Below are 16,084 nucleotides of genomic sequence, written 5' to 3'. Positions count from 1 at the left end.
CCCCAGGAACAGTAGTTCGAACCTGAGGGAGTGATGACGTTGGTGATGGGACCGACCCACGCGATGAGCGGGGCCGCACTGGGATTGGCGATCGCGCAGGTGCTGCCTGCGGAATGGGGCGGCGTCACCACCGCGGAGGAGGCGTTCGTCTACGCGGGCCTGGCGGCCGGGGCGGCACTGTTGCCTGACCTGGACTCCCCGCAGGCCACGGTCGCACGTTCCTTCGGGCTGCTGTCCCAGGTGGCCTCCCGCACCATCGAAAACTTCGCCCAGGGCTTCGTGAACCTGACCCGTGGACGCAAGGACCCCCGGTGCAACAACGGCCACCGCACCCTGACCCACACGGCGTGGTTCGCACTCGCTGCGGGTGCCGGGGCCACCGCACTGATCGGGGCCTACGGAAAGTCAGCGGTGATCGGGCTGTTGTTCTTCCTGCTCAGCCTCGCCATCCGCGGGCTGCTGCCGGAATGGTCCAAGAAGAGCGACTGGATCGTGGTCACCGGCACCGCCGCCGCACTCGCCTACGGCGCCTGGTACTTCATCCCCGCGGCATCCCTGGGGCTGGTTCTGGGTTCGGCGGTGACGGCGGGTGTGGTCGCCCACCTGCTCGGCGACATGGCCACTAAACGGGGCATCCCGGTCTTCGCCCCGCTGGTGCCCCTGGGTGGGCGGCGCTGGTGGAACCTGCGCCTGCCCCGATTCCTCAGCATCCGTGCCTCCGGGCCGGCGGACAAGGCCCTGCTCCTGGTGTTCTCGGTGCTGGTCGTGGCCCAGATCAGCCTCATCGCGTCACCGCCGCTGGTCACTGCGCTGGGCTGGTAATTCCCGCTGACGCAGGGCGTCAAGGAGCGCCCGGCCGTCCTCCGGGGTGAGATCCTCACCGGCCATGCGCACCGGGCCGGGCACCAGATCGAAACGGACGGTGCACAGGCCGAACACCTGTTGCAGGGGTCCCCTCGTCAGCGAGAGCTCCTGGATGTGGGAGGGGTCGATGACCTTGACGCGTCGGGCGAGGCGGCCGCGGTGGACCACGACGGCGTCGGAAAGCAGGGTCACCGCCTGCTGGTGCAGGTCGATCGGCGAGACCCACCGGGCCACCGGCGGCGAGGTGAACGTCGGGGTGGTCGCGCCCTCCGGGCGTGCCGACGCCTCAATGGTGGCTGCATCCAGCGGGCTGACCAGCTCCAGGAGCATCAGTGCCTCCTGTCGGGAACCGACCGGGAGCAGTTGGGTGGTGCCGGAGCCCTTCTCGGTCTCCGCACCATAACCGGCGACCGAGACCTTGACGTACCACCAGCCCGGTATCCGCCACAGGATCGGCTGGTGGACGGTGACCCCGTGGATGCGGTGCAGCGGGATCGACTGACGACGCCTGTCCGCCAGGCCGTAGGAGAGGTGGAGGGTGTCCTCTGCCAGCCGGGCGGTGAACCGCCAGCTCCGGTCGATCTGGTTCCAGATGACCGGCACTATACCGAGCGCCACGGGAACAGCTGCCGCCCAGGTCAGCGGCGTGACGATCAGGCCGACGCCGACCAGCACGGCACCCAGGGACCCACCCTGCAGAACGGCACCCGTCAGGGAACGGGTGATGGGGATCTCGGGGATGATGACCCGGCCGGCCGGTGCGGCCACCGCAACGGGGAGGGCTTCGGGGGCTGCTTCGGGCGCGGTGCCGCGGGCACGCTCCAGGACCTCGCGACGCAGCTGCTCGGCGACGTCCCGTGGAAGGTAGGCGATCTCGATGACGGAGTCGCCGCCCCCGGCGGTCTCCACGCGGACCGCAGCAAGGCGAAAGATGCGGGCGATGACGGACTCCACGACGTCGACGGCCTGGATCCGGTCGTAGCGGGCGGTGCGCAACTGGGTGTTCAGCACGCCACGCCTGAGGGAGACCTCCTCGGCGGTGAGCCGGTACCCGGTGGCACGCCACCACATCTGGGAGACCACCCAGACCAGCCCGCAGGCGACCACGAAGACCGCCGCCCCGATGAGGATCGGCAGGATGTTCCCGCTGCTCAACCACCCCAGTGCCGCGCCGATCGCAGCCATGTCAATGTTGACGAAGAAGACCGCGACGGCGGCCAGGATGAGCGTCCAGAAGCGCAGCAGCGGGGTCAGCCGGTGGACCCGGCGATACTCCTCGTTCACAGTCCGCTCATCCTCTCCCTCGCCCTGACCGCCAGCCGGTCCCGCAGGGCGTCGGCGATCTCCGCGGGCAGGCCCTCGACGGAGGCGTCGGAGGTCGCCGATGCAGTGTGCAGCTCCAGGGTCTTCATCCCCAGGGAACGTTCGATCGGCCCGACGGTGACATCGACGTACTGGATGCGGCCGTAGGGGATCACCGTGAAGGTGTGCCACAGCCGCCCCTTGGTGATCAACAGCTCATCCTCGGTTTCCCGCCATCCCAGCAGCCGGACCTGCGCCGGGATCAGCCACAGCTGCCACAGCGCCAGAGCCAGGAACGTCCCCGTGCCGATGTGGAACCAGGGGCTGAACAGGAATCCAAGAGCTGCGAAGATGAGAAACACGACGACGATCCAGGGAAGCCTGCCCAGGTAGCGGGCGGTGGTCAGCTTCGGGGACACGGGATTCATGTCCCGGTGGCTGATGCTCGTTCGGTGCGCTGCCTCATCGCTCATGGGCACCACCTTGCCAGATCACCCGACCGGAACTGCGCGGGATAGGCTGGGTGCATGTCGGGTCTCGAGTACCTCATCGCCAAGCTGCCCACCGGTGCCACGATCGCGGTGATCATCGCGTTCATCTCCACCCTGGTCACCCGTGACTGGCCTCTGGGCCTGACGGACATCCTCTTCTTCCTCGGCGTATGGCTGGCGTTGAGCATCATCGCCGCGGTGATCCTCGGGGGCATGGAGATGCTCCGGGACCGGTTCTAGCGGAAATCCCGCGAACCCCGGCTGAACCACTCACCGATCGCCAGCGGTTCCAGCCCGTCCGCCACCACGGTCACCGCGCCGGTGGCGTTCTGCACGATCCCGCGCACCACCAGCACCTTCGAGGTGCGCGCGACCGTCTGCCGGCGGTTCCACAGTCCGACGGAGACCATGACGTTGATCAGTCCGGTCTCATCCTCCATGCCCAGGAAGGTCAACCCGGAAGCGGTCTGCGGACGCTGCCGGTGCGTGACCACACCCGCGACGCGCACGCGGGTGCCGTCCGGGACACCGCAAAGGGCTGCGGCGCTGAGGACGCCGGCGTCGGAAAGCCGGTCACGCACCAGCTCCATGGGTTGACGCTGGTGGGTCACGCCGGTCGCGGAGACGTCGGCGACCATGAGCTCGAGCGTGCTCATGCCGGGCAGCGGGGGGGATTCGATGGCGGAGAGCCCCGGCAGCATGCCCTCACGTTCGGTGGCGGCCACACCCGCCTGCCACAACGCCTGCCGACGGTCGATGCCGAAGCAGTCAAGCGCCCCGGCACGTGCCAGCGCCTCCACGTGCGCGACCGTCAGTTCCGCCCGGCGCGCCAGGTCCGGGATCCCCGTGAAGGGGGCCGCCTCCTCGACCCTGGCGGCCGCTGCTGAGCCGAGGCCGTTGATGAGGTTCAGCCCCACCCGGATCCCTCCGTCCACCACGCGGGCCTGCTCGCCTGATTCGTTGACGTCCACGGGCAGGATCCCCACGCCGTGGCGGCGGGCGTCCTGGATCAACGACTGCGGGGAGTAGAAGCCCATCGGCTGGGCCCGCAGCAGGCCGACGCAGAACTCCGCCGGGTAGTGGTGCTTGAACCAGGCGGAGAAGTACACCAGCGAGGCGAAGGACTGGGAGTGGGACTCCGGGAAGCCGTAGGCGGCGAAGGCGACGATCTTGTTCCACAGCTTCCCGGCCGTCTCCTCCGGGATACCGTTGGTCTCCCATGCGCCGCGGAAGAACCGTCCCTTCAACGCCGCCATCTTCGCGGGTGAGCGTGTGGATCCCATTGCCCGGCGCAGCGAATCCGCCTCCGCGCCGGTGAACCCGGCGGCGTCGACGGCGATCTGCATGAGCTGTTCCTGGAACAACGGGATGCCCAGCGTCTTGCCCAGGGCCTTCTCCAGCACGGGGTGCTCATAGGTGACCGGCTCCCGGCCGTCCCGCCGCCGCAGGTAAGGGTGCACCGACCCGCCCTGGATGGGTCCGGGACGGATGAGGGCGACCTCCACGACCAGGTCGAAGAAGGTGCGCGGCTTCAGCCGCGGCAGGGTGGACAGCTGTGCGCGGGACTCAACCTGGAACACGCCGACGGCGTCGGCACGGCAGAGCATGTCGTAGACGCCGGGGTCGGCGAGGTCGAGTTCCCAGAGGTTGACGCGGGTTCCGTGCTGCTCCCCCACCAGGTCGATCATGTGGTGCAGCGCCTCGAGCATGCCCAGCCCCAGCAGGTCGAACTTGACCAGCCCGGCGGAGGCGCAGTCGTCCTTGTCCCACTGCACCACGGAGCGTCCCTCCATCCGCGCCCACTCGACGGGCACGACGTCGGCGATCGGCCGGTCGCAGATGACCATGCCGCCGGAGTGGATGCCAAGATGCCGGGGCTGCCCCTGGAAACGCGTGGCCAGCTCCACCACCTCGGCGGGCGGTTCCGCGGTGCCCTTCGACCAGGCGTCGATCGAGCCCTGCGTGTGGCCGAGGGCGCGGGCGGCGTCGCGGAGCGCACTTTTCGTGCGGTAGGTGATCACGTTGGCCACCTGTGCAGCCTTGTCACGGCCGTGCCGTTCGTAGACGTACTGGATGACCTCCTCGCGGCGACCGGATTCGATGTCGATGTCGATGTCGGGCGGGCCGTCGCGCTCGGGCGAGAGGAAACGTTCGAACAGCAGGCGCGCGGAGATGGGTTCCACGTTGGTGATGCCCAGGGCGAAGCACACCGCCGAGTTCGCCGCGGAGCCACGCCCCTGGCAGAGGATGTCTGCATCCCGGCAGAAATCGACCAGGTCGGTGACGATGAGGAAGTAGCCGGGGAAGTTCAGCTTCCCGATCACCGCCAGCTCATGGGCGATCTGTTTCTCCGCCCTCGCCCGGACGTCATCCGTCCGGTTGGCGTATCTGCGGCGTGCCCGTTCCAGCGTCAGCTCCCTCAGCCAGGTCATCTCCGTGTGCCCGGCCGGGGTGGGGTAATCCGGCAGTTCGGGGGCGACGAGATCGAGGGTGAAGGCACACTCGCGGGCCAGCGTGACGGTCTCTGCCATCAGCTCCGCCCGGCCGGGCAGGAGGGCCGCGATCTGTCGGCCGGAGCGCAACCAGGACGCGCCCATCGGATGGAGATCCGGTTCGGCGTCCCCCAGGGAGAGCCGACGCGACAGGGCCCGCTTCGCTCCTGCCAGCCGGGCGTCATCCCGGGTGGCGGCCGCAGGTAACGCGGTGATGATCCGACGTAGACCATGCCGTCTACAACCATCCAGCTTCTCATGGTTATCCGTGTCCTCAGGAGTCATGGTCACCGCATATTCGAGCACCACATCACCCACACCGAACGCTTCGACCACCTGGTCGATTCCTTCCACCCATTCGTGCCCCAGCAACACCACACAATGGCCGTCCAGGCGCCGGGCGATCTCCCCCAGCGACGGATAGGCCACCTCCCCCTTCTCTCCGGTGGCCAGGTGGGCGTCCGACATCAGGCGCGACAGTCGGCGGTAGCCCTCGACGCCGCGGGCCAGCACCGGCAGGACACGGTCACCCAGGGCGAGTTCCGCGCCGAACACGGTCGACAGGCCCAGCGTGGCCGCGGCCTCGGCGAACTTCACCACACCGTAGAAACCGTCCCGGTCCACCAGCGCCAATGCCTCCAGGTCCAGCTCCACCGCCCGGTGGACCAGCGCCTCCGGATCGCTCGCCCCACCGAGGAAACTGTAGGAGCTCACGGCGTGCAGTTCGGCGAAGGGGACGGCGGGACGGGTGAGGGTGGGACGTCGGGAAGCGGGTGCGGCCAGATGATCGACCGGCACCGGCGTCGGCGCCTCCCGGCCGGCGAGGATGCGCTCCAGCCGGGACCAGTGCAGGGGGGCGCCACCATCGAATCCCATGCCCCACAACCTACCGCCAGTCGAATGCATGTGCCAATCATTTTCCCGCAGTTCCCGGCCACCGCCTAGACAGAGCGGTACGTTTAATGCTAGGTTTCACAACCAACTGCTCAACGAACGTCTAAGGAACCAGAAGCCATGAACTTCCGTCGCATTTTCGCCGGTGCCGCCGCATCTGCCATCGCCGCCGCGGGCCTCGTCGCCTGCTCCTCCGACTCCGACTCCGAGGGCACCGACGCCGGCGCCGCCGGAGAGACCGTCCGCATCGGCACCACCGACGCGAACCTCAAGGAGTGGGACGTCTTCGCGGACCTCGCCGAGGAAGAGGGCATCGACATCGAGATCGTGCCGTTCTCGGACTACAACACCCCGAACGATGCGGTCGCGCAGGGCCAGATCGACGTGAACAAGTTCCAGCACCTGCTGTTCCTCAACGACTACAACACCGGCGCCGGCGAAGACCTCGTGCCGATCTCCTCCACCGAGATCTACCCGCTGGCCCTGTTCTGGAAGGACCACGACAACCTCGACGGCATCGAGGGCGAGGAGATCGCCATCCCGAACGACGCCACCAACCAGGGTCGTGCCATCAACGTCCTCGTCCAGGCCGGTCTGGTCACCCTCCGCGAGGAGGGCCTGCTCAACCCGGCCCCGGCCGACATCGACACCGAGGCCTCCGAGGTTTCCGTCATCCCCGTCGACGCCGCACAGACCACCGCCGTGTTCCACGAGGGGCGCCCGGCCGTGATCAACAACTCCTTCCTCGAGCGCGCCAGCATCGATCCGCTCGACGCCATCTTCCAGGACGACCCGAACAACGAGCAGGCCGAGCCCTACATCAACGTCTGGGTGACCACCCCGGAGCGCGCCGACGACGAGACCATCAACCGCCTCGCCGAGCTCTGGAGGGACCCGGCCGTCACCGAGGCCATCATGGAGTCCTCCGGCAACACCGCCGTCAAGGTCGACCGCCCGCGCGAGGACCTCGACGCCATCCTGGAGCGTCTGCGCGAGTCCGGCGACCAGTAAGCACCACCACACACCCGTGCCCGACCCCGTCGCCTGTCCGCGGCGGGGTTTAGCATTTAACCGTCACCTTCTCCTCCTCCAAGAACGGCTCTGATCACCCGTGTCCGAACCAGTCTCTGCATCACCCACCCGGCCGCGTACCGGCACCCGCATCGAATTCCGCGATGTGACGAAGGTCTTCACCAACCAGCAGAAGACCGAGACCCGTGCCGTCGACGGCGTCACCCTCACCGTCGAACCCGGTGAGATCCTCGGCGTCATCGGTTACTCCGGTGCCGGCAAGTCCACCCTCGTCCGCCTCATCAACGGGCTGGACACCACCACCTCCGGCCAGCTGCTTCTCGACGGCACCGACGTCGCCGGCATGCCCGAGTCCAAGCTGCGCACGATCCGCCGGGGCATCGGGATGATCTTCCAGCAGTTCAACCTCTTCCATTCGCGCACCGCCGCCGGCAACGTCGAGTACCCGCTCACCCTCGCGGGCATGCCGAAGGCGGAGCGCAGGAAGCGGGTGGCGGAGCTCCTGGACTTCGTCGGCCTCGCCGACAAGGGCAGGAATTACCCCGAGCAGCTCTCCGGCGGGCAGAAGCAGCGTGTCGGCATCGCCCGCGCCCTGGCCACCAACCCCCGTCTCCTGCTCGCCGACGAAGCCACCTCGGCGCTCGACCCGGAGACCACCCACGACGTGCTCAACCTGCTCCGTGAAATCAACCGGGAGCTCGGCATCACCATCGTGGTGATCACCCACGAGATGGACGTCGTCCGGACCATCGCGGACAAGGTCGCCGTCATGGAGGCCGGCAAGGTCGTCGAGTACGGCAGCGTCTACGAGGTGTTCTCCTCGCCACGGACCAACGTGGCGAAGCGATTCGTCTCCTCCTCCCTGCGGAACACCCCCGACCTCGTGGAGGAGGAGGATCTCCTCGCCCACGGTGGCCGTCTGTTCACGATCAACCTCACCGAGGACTCCGGCTTCTTCTCCGCGGCGGCCGCCGCGCGTGATGAGGGACTGGGCATCAACATCGTCCACGGTGGTGTGACCACGCTGCAGCGCCAGTCCTTCGGCAAGATGACCGTCCGACTCACCGGCTCCCACGAGGCCATCGAGCGCTTCCGCACCACGCTCGCCCGCACCACCGACATCCAGGAGATCACGCGATGACCCACACCTATCTCGCCGCCGACTGGAACCGTCTCGGCCCCACCTTCTTCGAGGCCATCATCGACACCCTGGTCATGGTGTCCCTGACCATGGTCGTCGGCGGGCTCGCCGGCCTGGTCGTCGGTGTCCTGCTCTACACCACCCGTTCAGGCAGCATCCTGCAGTCCCGTCCGATCTACTGGGCGCTCAACCTGCTGGTGAACTTCATCCGCCCCATCCCGTTCATCATCATGATCGCGATGTTCGCGCCCCTGACCCTGAACGTCGTCGGCACCACCATCGGCAGGTCCGCCGCGATCTTCATCATGTGCATCGCCGCGACCTTCGCCGTCGCCCGCATCGTCGAGCAGAACCTCGTCGCCATCGACCCCGGCGTCATCGAGGCCGCCCGCGCCATGGGTGCCGGGCCGTGGCGGATCATCACGACGGTCATCGTCCCCGAGGCTCTCGGCCCCCTGGTTCTGGGCTACACGTTCATCTTCATCGCCGTCGTCGACATGTCGGCCATGGCCGGTTACATCGGCGGCGGAGGCATCGGTGACTTCGCCATCGTCTACGGTTACCGCGCGTATGACCTGGAGGTCACCTACGCCGCCGTCATCGTCATCGTCATCATCGTCCAGATCGCCCAGCTGCTGGGCAACTGGTTGTCGCGGAAGATTCTGCGCCGCTGAATGTGACCCCTCAGGCCAGCTTCGAGTAGAGATGCTCGGGCCGCCCCGAGGTGCCGTAGCGCAGGCGCACCTGCACCACCCCCTGGCCGGCCATCGTCGCCAGTCGACGTTGCGCGGTGGCCCGGGAGACCCCGGTGCGTTCCGCGGCCTCGGCCGCGGAGAGTTCGCCCTGCGCCAGGGCGTCGAGAAGCAGTTGTTCGGTGGACGAGCGGGAGATCGCCGTGCTGGCGGTCTGTCCGTACAGGATGGAGAGTGCCTGGTCGATCTTCTCCTGCCGCAGCCCCCGGGTGCCGGTGAGGACGTGCCGGAAGCGGGCGTAGCGGTCCAGCCGCTCACTGAGGACCTGCCGCTGGAACGGTTTGACCAGGTAACCCAGCGCCCCGGCATGCAGTGCGCGGCGGACGGTGGCCGCTTCGTCCGCGGCGCTGAGGATGAAGGCGTCCACCCCCACGCCACGGACCAGTTCGATGCCGTCCCCGTCCGGGAGGTAGACGTCAACGAGCATCAGGTCCGGCGGGTTCGCGGCCAGAACCTCCCGGGCCTCGGCGATGGTGCGCACCGATCCCTGTACCCGGAAGCCCGGCGCGGCCTCCACGATGTCGGAGTGGATGCCGGCGACCCGGAAATCATCATCGACCACAAGCACTGACCAGGTTCGAGCCATTACTCATCATCCTCTCGGAAGTTCCCGGGCAGATCCGCCGGACCGGCCATGACCCCGGGGAGCCGGGCGCCGAAAACGGCGCCCCGGCCGCTTTCTCCCCCACCACGATCGATGATCCACAGTTCCCCGCCCCGGCGGCGGAGCAGATCCCGGGAAAGCGCCAATCCGATGCCGTGGCCGTGGACACGGTCGGACCCGGTCTCCTCAGCTGCGGAAGGTTCGCCCCCGACCTCGGCCCCGGCTGCGATGCCGGGCCCGGAATCGGCGACCACCAGCACCAGCTCGGGGCCGTCATCCATGAGGGTGACCGACACCAGCCGTGGTTCCGGGGCGCGTAAAGCAGCAGTGACGGCATTGTCCACCAGGCTGCCCAGTACGGTGGCGGTGTCCTCCACCCCCTCGACCCCTTCGACGCTGCCCAGGACCAGAGTCTCATCGCGGATCTGCAGCTGCACCCCACGCTCGGCAGCCTCAATGGACTTCGCCCCGAGGAAGGACTGCAGGAAGGGTTCGGTGAGCAGATCCGCGCCTTCCAGGGGATAGTCCACCGGACCCCTGTCGCGCATGGTGCGCAGGAACTCAGCGGCCTCATCCCCGCGCCCCGCCTCGACCAGGCCGGCGGCCACGTGCATCCGGTTGGCGAACTCGTGGCGTTGCACCCGCAGCGCGGACGTCATGGCCCGGACCGAATCCAGGCGTTTACTCAGTCCCATCATGTCGGTGCGGTCGTGGAGGATGATCACCGAGCCGAGGCGTTGCCCGCCGCGCTCCACCTGCCGGGAGTCCAGATAGAGCACCCGACCCCCGACCACCACACCGTCCCGCGCCTCCCCCTTTTCCAGGGAGAGGATGACGTCCTCCGGCAGATCCAGCTCCCTCAGGGACATTCCCTCCGCCGTGGACACCCCGAACATCTTCTCCGCCTCATCGTTGCAGACCCGGATGACGCCCGATTCGTCGAGGGCGATGACTCCGTCCCCCACCCCGTCGAGCACCGCCGCCTGGTTCTGCACCAGGACGACCAGCTCCTCCGGCTGCACCCCGAGAGTCAGCTGCTCCCAACGGCGCCGCAGCAGCAGGGTCGCTCCGACGCCGATCAACAGGGCCGACACAGCGGCAGCACCGACACCGAGCAACAGCTGGGGCAGTTCATCGAAGACGCCCGCCCTTTCGAAACCGACGCTGACCTCACCCACCGGGTCCCGGGTGCCCGCCGCGAAGACCGGCACCTTGGCCCGGACCGATTCACCCAGCGTGCCGCGTTCCCAGGCGATGACCTCCTCGCCGCGGAGTGCGGCCTCGAAGCTCGTGCTCACTTCCCGGTCGAGTTGCTCCGGGTCCGGGTGCGCCATACGGATCCCCTCCCCGTCGGTGATGACCACGAACAACGCCCCCGTCCGGTCCGTGATGTCCCGGGCGTAGGCCTGGAGGGGGCCTGCGGCGAGTTCCGTCGCGGATGGGTTGGTCTGCCGGGCGGTCTCCAGGGCCACCTCGGAGCGGACCACCGGGGCCGAGGCCACGGAACGCGCGATCGACAACGCCGAGGTTTCAGTCTCATTCTTGAGCTGTTCGACCGCCAGGATGATGAACACCCCGGTGCTCGCGGCCACCACGGCCACGACGGTCGCCAGCTGCAGCAGCAGCACTCTGGTTGCGAATCGCACGTTCCCGGTCCTCTTCCCTTCCGCCGCCATCAGGTCGCGGTGACGACCACCGGCAGAACCGTCCCACCGGAGGGCACTGCCGGAAAACTCCATTTCAACACGGGTTATTCGGTTCGGACAACTATCTGATCTCAATGCGCAGAAGTGCGTTAATGCACAGTACGGAAGGCAATGCACTCAACACTATGCGAGTGAGGGACATCACTTTAGTCTGGGTCCAGCATTCCAGAACACTCACTGAAGCAAGGGAACTAGGAGTCCGGATGTACCCTCCCACCGACGTACTGCTCGCCGCGGAATACACGCTGAGCCATACCCCGTCCGACGGCATTCTCGTCGCCCTGGGATTCGCCATGATCCTCTCTTTCATGGCCCTGATCATGGTCGGCCGCTCCACCCCGATGGTCGCCCTCATCCTGGTGCCCACCGTCTTCGGACTCCTGGCCGGCGCGGGCCTCGGCATCGGCGACATGGTCCTCGACGCCATCGGCGACATGGCGTCCACCGCCGCGCTGCTGATGTTCGCCATCATGTTCTTCGGAATCATGATCAACGTCGGACTCTTCGACCCGCTGATCCGGGTGATCACCCGCACCCTGGGCGATGACCCCGCGAAGGTGGTTCTCGGCACAGCCGTGCTGGCCGGCGTCGTCTCCCTCGACGGCGACGGCTCCACCACCTTCATCATCACCACCTCCGCGATGCTGCCCATCTATCTTCGCCTGGGCATGAGCCCGGTCGTGCTGACGGTGGTCGCCGGCCTGATCAACGGCACCATGAACATCCTCCCCTGGGGCGGGCCGACGGTGCGTGCCGCGACCGCCCTGGGTCTCGACCCCTCCGAGGTCTTCGTGCCGATGATCCCTTCCCTCGTGGTCGGCGTCGTGATCGTCTTCTTCTTCGCCTGGTCCCTGGGCGTGGCTGAGCGCCGCCGCCTCGGCGGCTCCCTGGACACCTCCCGTTTCGGCGGCGAAGGCGGGACAGGTTCCGGCGGCACCGGCCCGCGCGGTGGCACGGGCCGACAGGGCAACTCGGACGACCGCACGCCCACCGGAGGCGGTGTGCTTCTCGACGACCGCGAAACCCGCACCGCAGACCTCGAGCACGTCTCCCTCAGCTCCGAGGCCGAGTCCGACCTGACCGACACCATGCTGGATCCGCACCGCGCCACCCTGCGCCCCAGGCTGATCTGGTTCAACCTGATCCTGACCGTGGTGGTCATGGTGCTGCTGGTCGCCGACATCTTCCCGCTGGCCTTCGTGTTCATCGTCGGCACCGGACTGGCCCTGGCCGTGAACTTCCCCGACGTCAAGGACCAGGCCACCGAGATCCTGTCCCACTCCTCCTCCATCGTCGGTGTGGTCTCCATGGTCCTGGCCGCCGGTGTGCTGGTGGGAGTATTCACCGGCACCGGCATGGTGGAGGCGATGGCCGCCTGGATTACCCAGATCATTCCGAGCTCCATGGGCCCCTACCTGGCCGTGATCACCGGCGTGCTCTCCATCCCGATGACCTTCTTCATGTCCAATGACGCCTTCTACTTCGGCATCCTGCCGGTCCTGGCGGAAAGCGCCACCCACTTCGGCATCGAGCCGGTGGAGATGGCCCGGGCGTCCATCACCGGCCAGCCGGTGCACATGCAGTCACCGCTGGTCCCGGCGATCCTGCTGCTGGTTTCTCTGACCAAGGTCAACCTGGGCGACCACCACAAGAAGGTGCTCTGGCGCGCCACGGTCGTCTCCCTGGTCATGCTGGCGGTCGGCGTCCTCATCGGCGTCATCCCCCTGGCCGGCTGACACCCTTCCCTGTTTCCGGTTGCGTGGCCGGGGCACCGCAACCGCGGCGCCCCGGCCACGCCCCCCTGTGTCAGGGCATGCCCCGACGGATGTGGTCGGCCGCCGACTCCAGCGCCTCCCGTCCGCCGGCGGTGTAGGCCTCCCAGTCCCGGCCTTCACCGCCGGGGCTCTGCCACTCCGGCAGCACGGAATTGACGAGCCCGGCCGGGTCAGCGTCCGGCTCCCGGCGCAGCTTCCGCGACAACGCACCCAGCGCCGCAGTGGCCCCCTCGTGGTACTTGTACGCAGGGAAACTCTGCCCCGCACGCCCCATCGCGCAGGCGGAGGTGTTTCCCGATAGCTCCGCCATCGCGGAGGCCGCCCTGTGCCGTCTTTCGGTGACGTAGGTCTGGAAGTCGCTCACACTGCCCGAGCCTAGACCTCGGTCAGCCCAGCTTGCCGGAGAGCATGTCCAGCCGGTACTTGCTCGGCCCGTCGAGGCCGATGATGTCCACGATCTTGCCGCGGCTCTGGAACTTCTGCTGGATGGCGTCGAAGGTGGCTACGGTGGACGCGTCCCAGATCTCTGCATCCGTGAGATCGATGACGATGCGTCCGACGCTTTCGCCGTAGTCGAACTGGGAGACCAGGTCGTTGGAGGAGGCGAAGAACAGCTGGCCGGTGACACGGTAGGTGCGGATGTCGGCGCGGCCGTCATTGTCGGTGTCCAGTTCGGAGACCTTCTCCACCTCGACCAGATGCGCCACGCGGCGGGCGAACAGGATCGTCGCGGTGACCACGCCCAGGACGACACCGACGGCGAGGTTGTGGGTGGCCAGCGTGCCCACGACAGTGATGACCATGACCAGCGTCTCGCTCAAAGGCATGAGCTTGAGGGTGCGCGGCTGCAGGGAGTGCCAGTCGATCGTGGCCAGCGACACGACGACCATGATCGCCACCAACGCCGCCATGGGGATCAGCCCGACCAGATCGCCGAGCGCCACCACCAGAATGAGCAGGAACACTCCGGCCAGCAGCGTCGACAGCCGGGTGCGGGCGCCGGACTGCTTGACGTTGATCATGGTCTGGCCGATCATGGCGCAACCGCCCATGCCGCCGAAGAAGCCGGTGACGATGTTGGCCACGCCCTGGCCCCAGCTCTCGCGGGTCTTGTCGGAGTGTTCGTCGGTGATCTCGTCGACGAGCTTGGCCGTCATCAGGGACTCCATCAGTCCGACGAGCGCCATGGCGAAGGCATAGGGGGCGATGATGCGCAGGGTCTCCAGTGTGAGCGGCACCGCCGGGAAGAAGAGCTCCGGCAGTGATTCCGGGAGCTCGCCCATGTCGGAGACGTTCGGCACGTTCCAGCCGGCGGCGACGACCACGGCGGTGAGGATGACGATGGTCACCAGCGGCGCCGGGATGGCCGTGGTGAGCCGGGGGAAGAGGTAGAGGATGGCAATGCCGGCGGCGAACAGCGGGTACACCATCCACGGCACGTCCCACAGATACGGGAGCTGGGTGAAGAGGATGAGAATGCCCAGCGCGTTGACGAAGCCGGTCATGACCGAGCGGGGGATGAAGCGCATCAGCTTGGCCACGCCGAGCAGTGCCATCAGGATCTGGATGACGCCGGCGAGGAGGACCGTGGCGATGAAGTAGTCCATGCCGTGATCACGCATGACGGGCGCGATGACCAGGGCGACGGCACCCGTCGCCGCGCTGATCATGGCGGGGCGGCCGCCGGTGAAGGCGATGGTGACCGCCATGGTGACGGAGGCGAAGAGGCCGACGCGCGGGTCGACGCCCGCGATGATGGAGAACGAGATCGCCTCCGGGATGAGCGCGAGCGCCACCACGAGGCCGCCGAGCACCTCCATCCGCAGGCGGGCGGGTGAAGAGAAGGCGTAGCGGAAGGAGGCGACGATACCGGTGTCGGGCATGGCAGAAGTGCTCTCTAGGTGACGAAAAGGCAGGAAGATAACCAACACCTACCGTAACGGTAGGTTCAAGCCTCGCCTGCATCGAACGCATCCCGCCCATCCGCCGGATGAAATCCTGGGGTTCACGCCCGGCGAGATGCGGGAGACCCTCGACCGGGCCCCGGCGGAGGTCTCCGAGAACTACTCGCGCTCGTCCCAGCCCAGGTCGGCCTGGTCCGGGATGACGTTGGTGGCCACCCACACGGTGCCGGTCTTCGGTTCATCGCCGCAGGAGGCGATCACACCCTCCACCTCCCGTTGTTCCAACGTGACGTGCCAGGAGCGGCCGTCGGCGTGGATGACCAGGGCGTCGGCATCCGTCTCGTCGAGCACCCGGAGGTTGCCGAAGAACAGCGTCTCCCGGGCCCCGAACAGCTCCCGGGCGACCGCGAGTTCCGCGACCTGGCCGCGCGGACCGTAGAGCCCCCGGCCGCGGTTGCCGGGATAGAAGTATTCGCCACGGACGGCGGCCTTGACCAGGGCATCGCCCGCCTCCTCGTTGAGCCGACCGTAGCTGTAACCCCAGGGCATGAGCAGCACGGACGGGGCGAAACGGTGCCCCTTGGTGTGCGAGGTCTCCCACACGACCGTCCCCGGGTTGCGCTCCGAGAGCGCCGCCGCCAGCGGACGTCCCTTGAGGGCGCAGCACACGTCCCGCTTGCCGTGGGTGCAGACCAGAATGAGGGGGCCGTCGACAGGTTCAGCGCCGTTAAGGCCTGGCCCGGTGAGATCCAGGTCGAGGATCGCCTCGGGGCCGTCCACCATGAGCAGCTCCGTCTTCGCCTGATCCGCAAAGACGAGGAACAGATGGTGGCTCTCAATCCGACGGCCGTCACGCCCCGGGTGGCGGATGAGCTGCAGGCCGACGTCCTCGCCGAGCTTCTCTTTCAGGCTTGCGGTGAGATCGTCGCCGAAGACGCCGCCGTCGAGAATGTCATGGCTCCAACCGTGCGGCCACTCCAGAATGACGTACACCCGCTGCTGTTTCGCGGAGCCGGGCAGTGGCTCACCAGGGACATCGGAGCAACGTACAGCATCAGCAGTGGTCATGGCCCCAGCCTAGCGATCCCTACCGGGACGTCGTAAAGCAAGGTCGTCACTCAGGTTCC

At 67.6% G+C, this 16,084-nt stretch carries 14 protein-coding genes; 6 read left to right on the top strand and 8 right to left on the bottom strand.

Translation table 11 applies throughout. The features are described from left to right. Positions 1–33: 33 nt before the first annotated feature. A complete protein-coding gene (locus CETAM_RS02795) occupies positions 34–822 on the top strand; it encodes a metal-dependent hydrolase (protein ID WP_269076383.1) in 789 nt (262 codons plus the stop codon). Here the strand turns inward: CETAM_RS02795 and CETAM_RS02790 are convergent. Beyond that, positions 790–2,148, bottom strand: a complete 1,359-nt coding sequence (locus CETAM_RS02790) for a PH domain-containing protein (protein ID WP_156226983.1) — start codon at positions 2,146–2,148, stop codon at positions 790–792. The two genes, CETAM_RS02795 and CETAM_RS02790, sit on opposite strands and share 33 nt — an antisense overlap. Beyond that, positions 2,145–2,594, bottom strand: a complete 450-nt coding sequence (locus CETAM_RS02785) for a PH domain-containing protein (RefSeq protein WP_156229337.1) — start codon at positions 2,592–2,594, stop codon at positions 2,145–2,147. Before CETAM_RS02785 ends, CETAM_RS02790 begins: the two co-directional genes overlap by 4 nt. 99 nt (positions 2,595–2,693) lie before the next feature. On the opposite strand from CETAM_RS02785, the gene CETAM_RS02780 reads away from it, so the two are divergent. Beyond that, positions 2,694–2,897, top strand: a complete 204-nt coding sequence (locus tag CETAM_RS02780) for a hypothetical protein (RefSeq protein ID WP_156226982.1) — start codon at positions 2,694–2,696, stop codon at positions 2,895–2,897. Here the strand turns inward: CETAM_RS02780 and CETAM_RS02775 are convergent. Further along, the gene (locus CETAM_RS02775) at positions 2,894–6,025 is read right to left on the bottom strand and encodes an error-prone DNA polymerase (RefSeq protein ID WP_156226981.1); all 3,132 of its coding nucleotides are present in this window, start codon (positions 6,023–6,025) and stop codon (positions 2,894–2,896) included. The two genes, CETAM_RS02780 and CETAM_RS02775, sit on opposite strands and share 4 nt — an antisense overlap. A gap of 138 nt (positions 6,026–6,163) precedes the next feature. Between CETAM_RS02775 and CETAM_RS02770 the strand changes: the two genes are divergently transcribed. The 3 genes from CETAM_RS02770 (at position 6,164) to CETAM_RS02760 (ending at position 8,890) form a co-directional block, all read left to right on the top strand. Continuing rightward, positions 6,164–7,054 (top strand): MetQ/NlpA family ABC transporter substrate-binding protein, encoded by an 891-nt coding sequence (locus tag CETAM_RS02770; protein WP_156226980.1) that lies wholly within the window; start codon positions 6,164–6,166, stop codon positions 7,052–7,054. A gap of 100 nt (positions 7,055–7,154) precedes the next feature. Then, positions 7,155–8,216: a methionine ABC transporter ATP-binding protein gene (locus CETAM_RS02765; RefSeq protein ID WP_156226979.1), complete on the top strand. Its 1,062-nt coding sequence runs from the start codon at positions 7,155–7,157 to the stop codon at positions 8,214–8,216. Next, entirely contained in the window at positions 8,213–8,890 is a 678-nt protein-coding gene (locus CETAM_RS02760; protein WP_156226978.1) for a methionine ABC transporter permease, read from the top strand. Before CETAM_RS02765 ends, CETAM_RS02760 begins: the two co-directional genes overlap by 4 nt. A gap of 10 nt (positions 8,891–8,900) precedes the next feature. On the opposite strand, the gene CETAM_RS02755 is transcribed toward CETAM_RS02760, so the two are convergent. Both CETAM_RS02755 and CETAM_RS02750 read right to left on the bottom strand, forming a co-directional pair. Beyond that, a complete protein-coding gene (locus CETAM_RS02755) occupies positions 8,901–9,554 on the bottom strand; it encodes a response regulator (protein WP_156226977.1) in 654 nt (217 codons plus the stop codon). Then, a complete protein-coding gene (locus tag CETAM_RS02750; RefSeq protein ID WP_197085784.1) occupies positions 9,554–11,218 on the bottom strand; it encodes a sensor histidine kinase in 1,665 nt (554 codons plus the stop codon). Before CETAM_RS02750 ends, CETAM_RS02755 begins: the two co-directional genes overlap by 1 nt. A gap of 263 nt (positions 11,219–11,481) precedes the next feature. Between CETAM_RS02750 and CETAM_RS02745 the strand changes: the two genes are divergently transcribed. Next, complete coding sequence (locus CETAM_RS02745) at positions 11,482–13,014, top strand: CitMHS family transporter (protein ID WP_197085783.1); 1,533 nt, start codon at positions 11,482–11,484, stop codon at positions 13,012–13,014. A 70-nt stretch (positions 13,015–13,084) separates the two neighbouring features. Here CETAM_RS02745 and CETAM_RS02740 read toward each other — a convergent pair whose 3' ends face one another. The 3 genes from CETAM_RS02740 to CETAM_RS02730 form a co-directional block, all read right to left on the bottom strand. Beyond that, complete coding sequence (locus tag CETAM_RS02740; RefSeq protein ID WP_156226976.1) at positions 13,085–13,417, bottom strand: hypothetical protein; 333 nt, start codon at positions 13,415–13,417, stop codon at positions 13,085–13,087. A gap of 22 nt (positions 13,418–13,439) precedes the next feature. Continuing rightward, positions 13,440–14,936 (bottom strand): SulP family inorganic anion transporter, encoded by a 1,497-nt coding sequence (locus CETAM_RS02735; RefSeq protein WP_156226975.1) that lies wholly within the window; start codon positions 14,934–14,936, stop codon positions 13,440–13,442. 180 nt (positions 14,937–15,116) lie between these two features. Beyond that, positions 15,117–16,025: a sucrase ferredoxin gene (locus tag CETAM_RS02730; protein WP_156226974.1), complete on the bottom strand. Its 909-nt coding sequence runs from the start codon at positions 16,023–16,025 to the stop codon at positions 15,117–15,119. Positions 16,026–16,084 lie beyond the last annotated feature (59 nt).

The organism is Corynebacterium comes, assembly GCF_009734405.1.
In the GTDB taxonomy this organism is placed as follows: domain Bacteria; phylum Actinomycetota; class Actinomycetes; order Mycobacteriales; family Mycobacteriaceae; genus Corynebacterium; species Corynebacterium comes.
The sequence above is the reverse complement of the archived record's forward strand: the minus strand, read 5'-3'. Positions and strand labels throughout refer to the sequence as shown.

What these genes read in the sequence shown, in the direction of transcription:
- CETAM_RS02795 (WP_269076383.1), top strand. Translation starts at nt 34, where the DNA reads ATGACGTTGGTGATGGGACCGACCCACGCGATGAGCGGGGCCGCACTG.
- CETAM_RS02785 (WP_156229337.1), bottom strand. Translation starts at nt 2,594, where the DNA reads ATGAATCCCGTGTCCCCGAAGCTGACCACCGCCCGCTACCTGGGCAGG.
- CETAM_RS02780 (WP_156226982.1), top strand. Translation starts at nt 2,694, where the DNA reads ATGTCGGGTCTCGAGTACCTCATCGCCAAGCTGCCCACCGGTGCCACG.
- CETAM_RS02775 (WP_156226981.1), bottom strand. Translation starts at nt 6,025, where the DNA reads ATGGGATTCGATGGTGGCGCCCCCCTGCACTGGTCCCGGCTGGAGCGC.
- CETAM_RS02770 (WP_156226980.1), top strand. Translation starts at nt 6,164, where the DNA reads ATGAACTTCCGTCGCATTTTCGCCGGTGCCGCCGCATCTGCCATCGCC.
- CETAM_RS02760 (WP_156226978.1), top strand. Translation starts at nt 8,213, where the DNA reads ATGACCCACACCTATCTCGCCGCCGACTGGAACCGTCTCGGCCCCACC.
- CETAM_RS02755 (WP_156226977.1), bottom strand. Translation starts at nt 9,554, where the DNA reads ATGGCTCGAACCTGGTCAGTGCTTGTGGTCGATGATGATTTCCGGGTC.
- CETAM_RS02745 (WP_197085783.1), top strand. Translation starts at nt 11,482, where the DNA reads ATGTACCCTCCCACCGACGTACTGCTCGCCGCGGAATACACGCTGAGC.
- CETAM_RS02735 (WP_156226975.1), bottom strand. Translation starts at nt 14,936, where the DNA reads ATGCCCGACACCGGTATCGTCGCCTCCTTCCGCTACGCCTTCTCTTCA.
- CETAM_RS02730 (WP_156226974.1), bottom strand. Translation starts at nt 16,025, where the DNA reads ATGACCACTGCTGATGCTGTACGTTGCTCCGATGTCCCTGGTGAGCCA.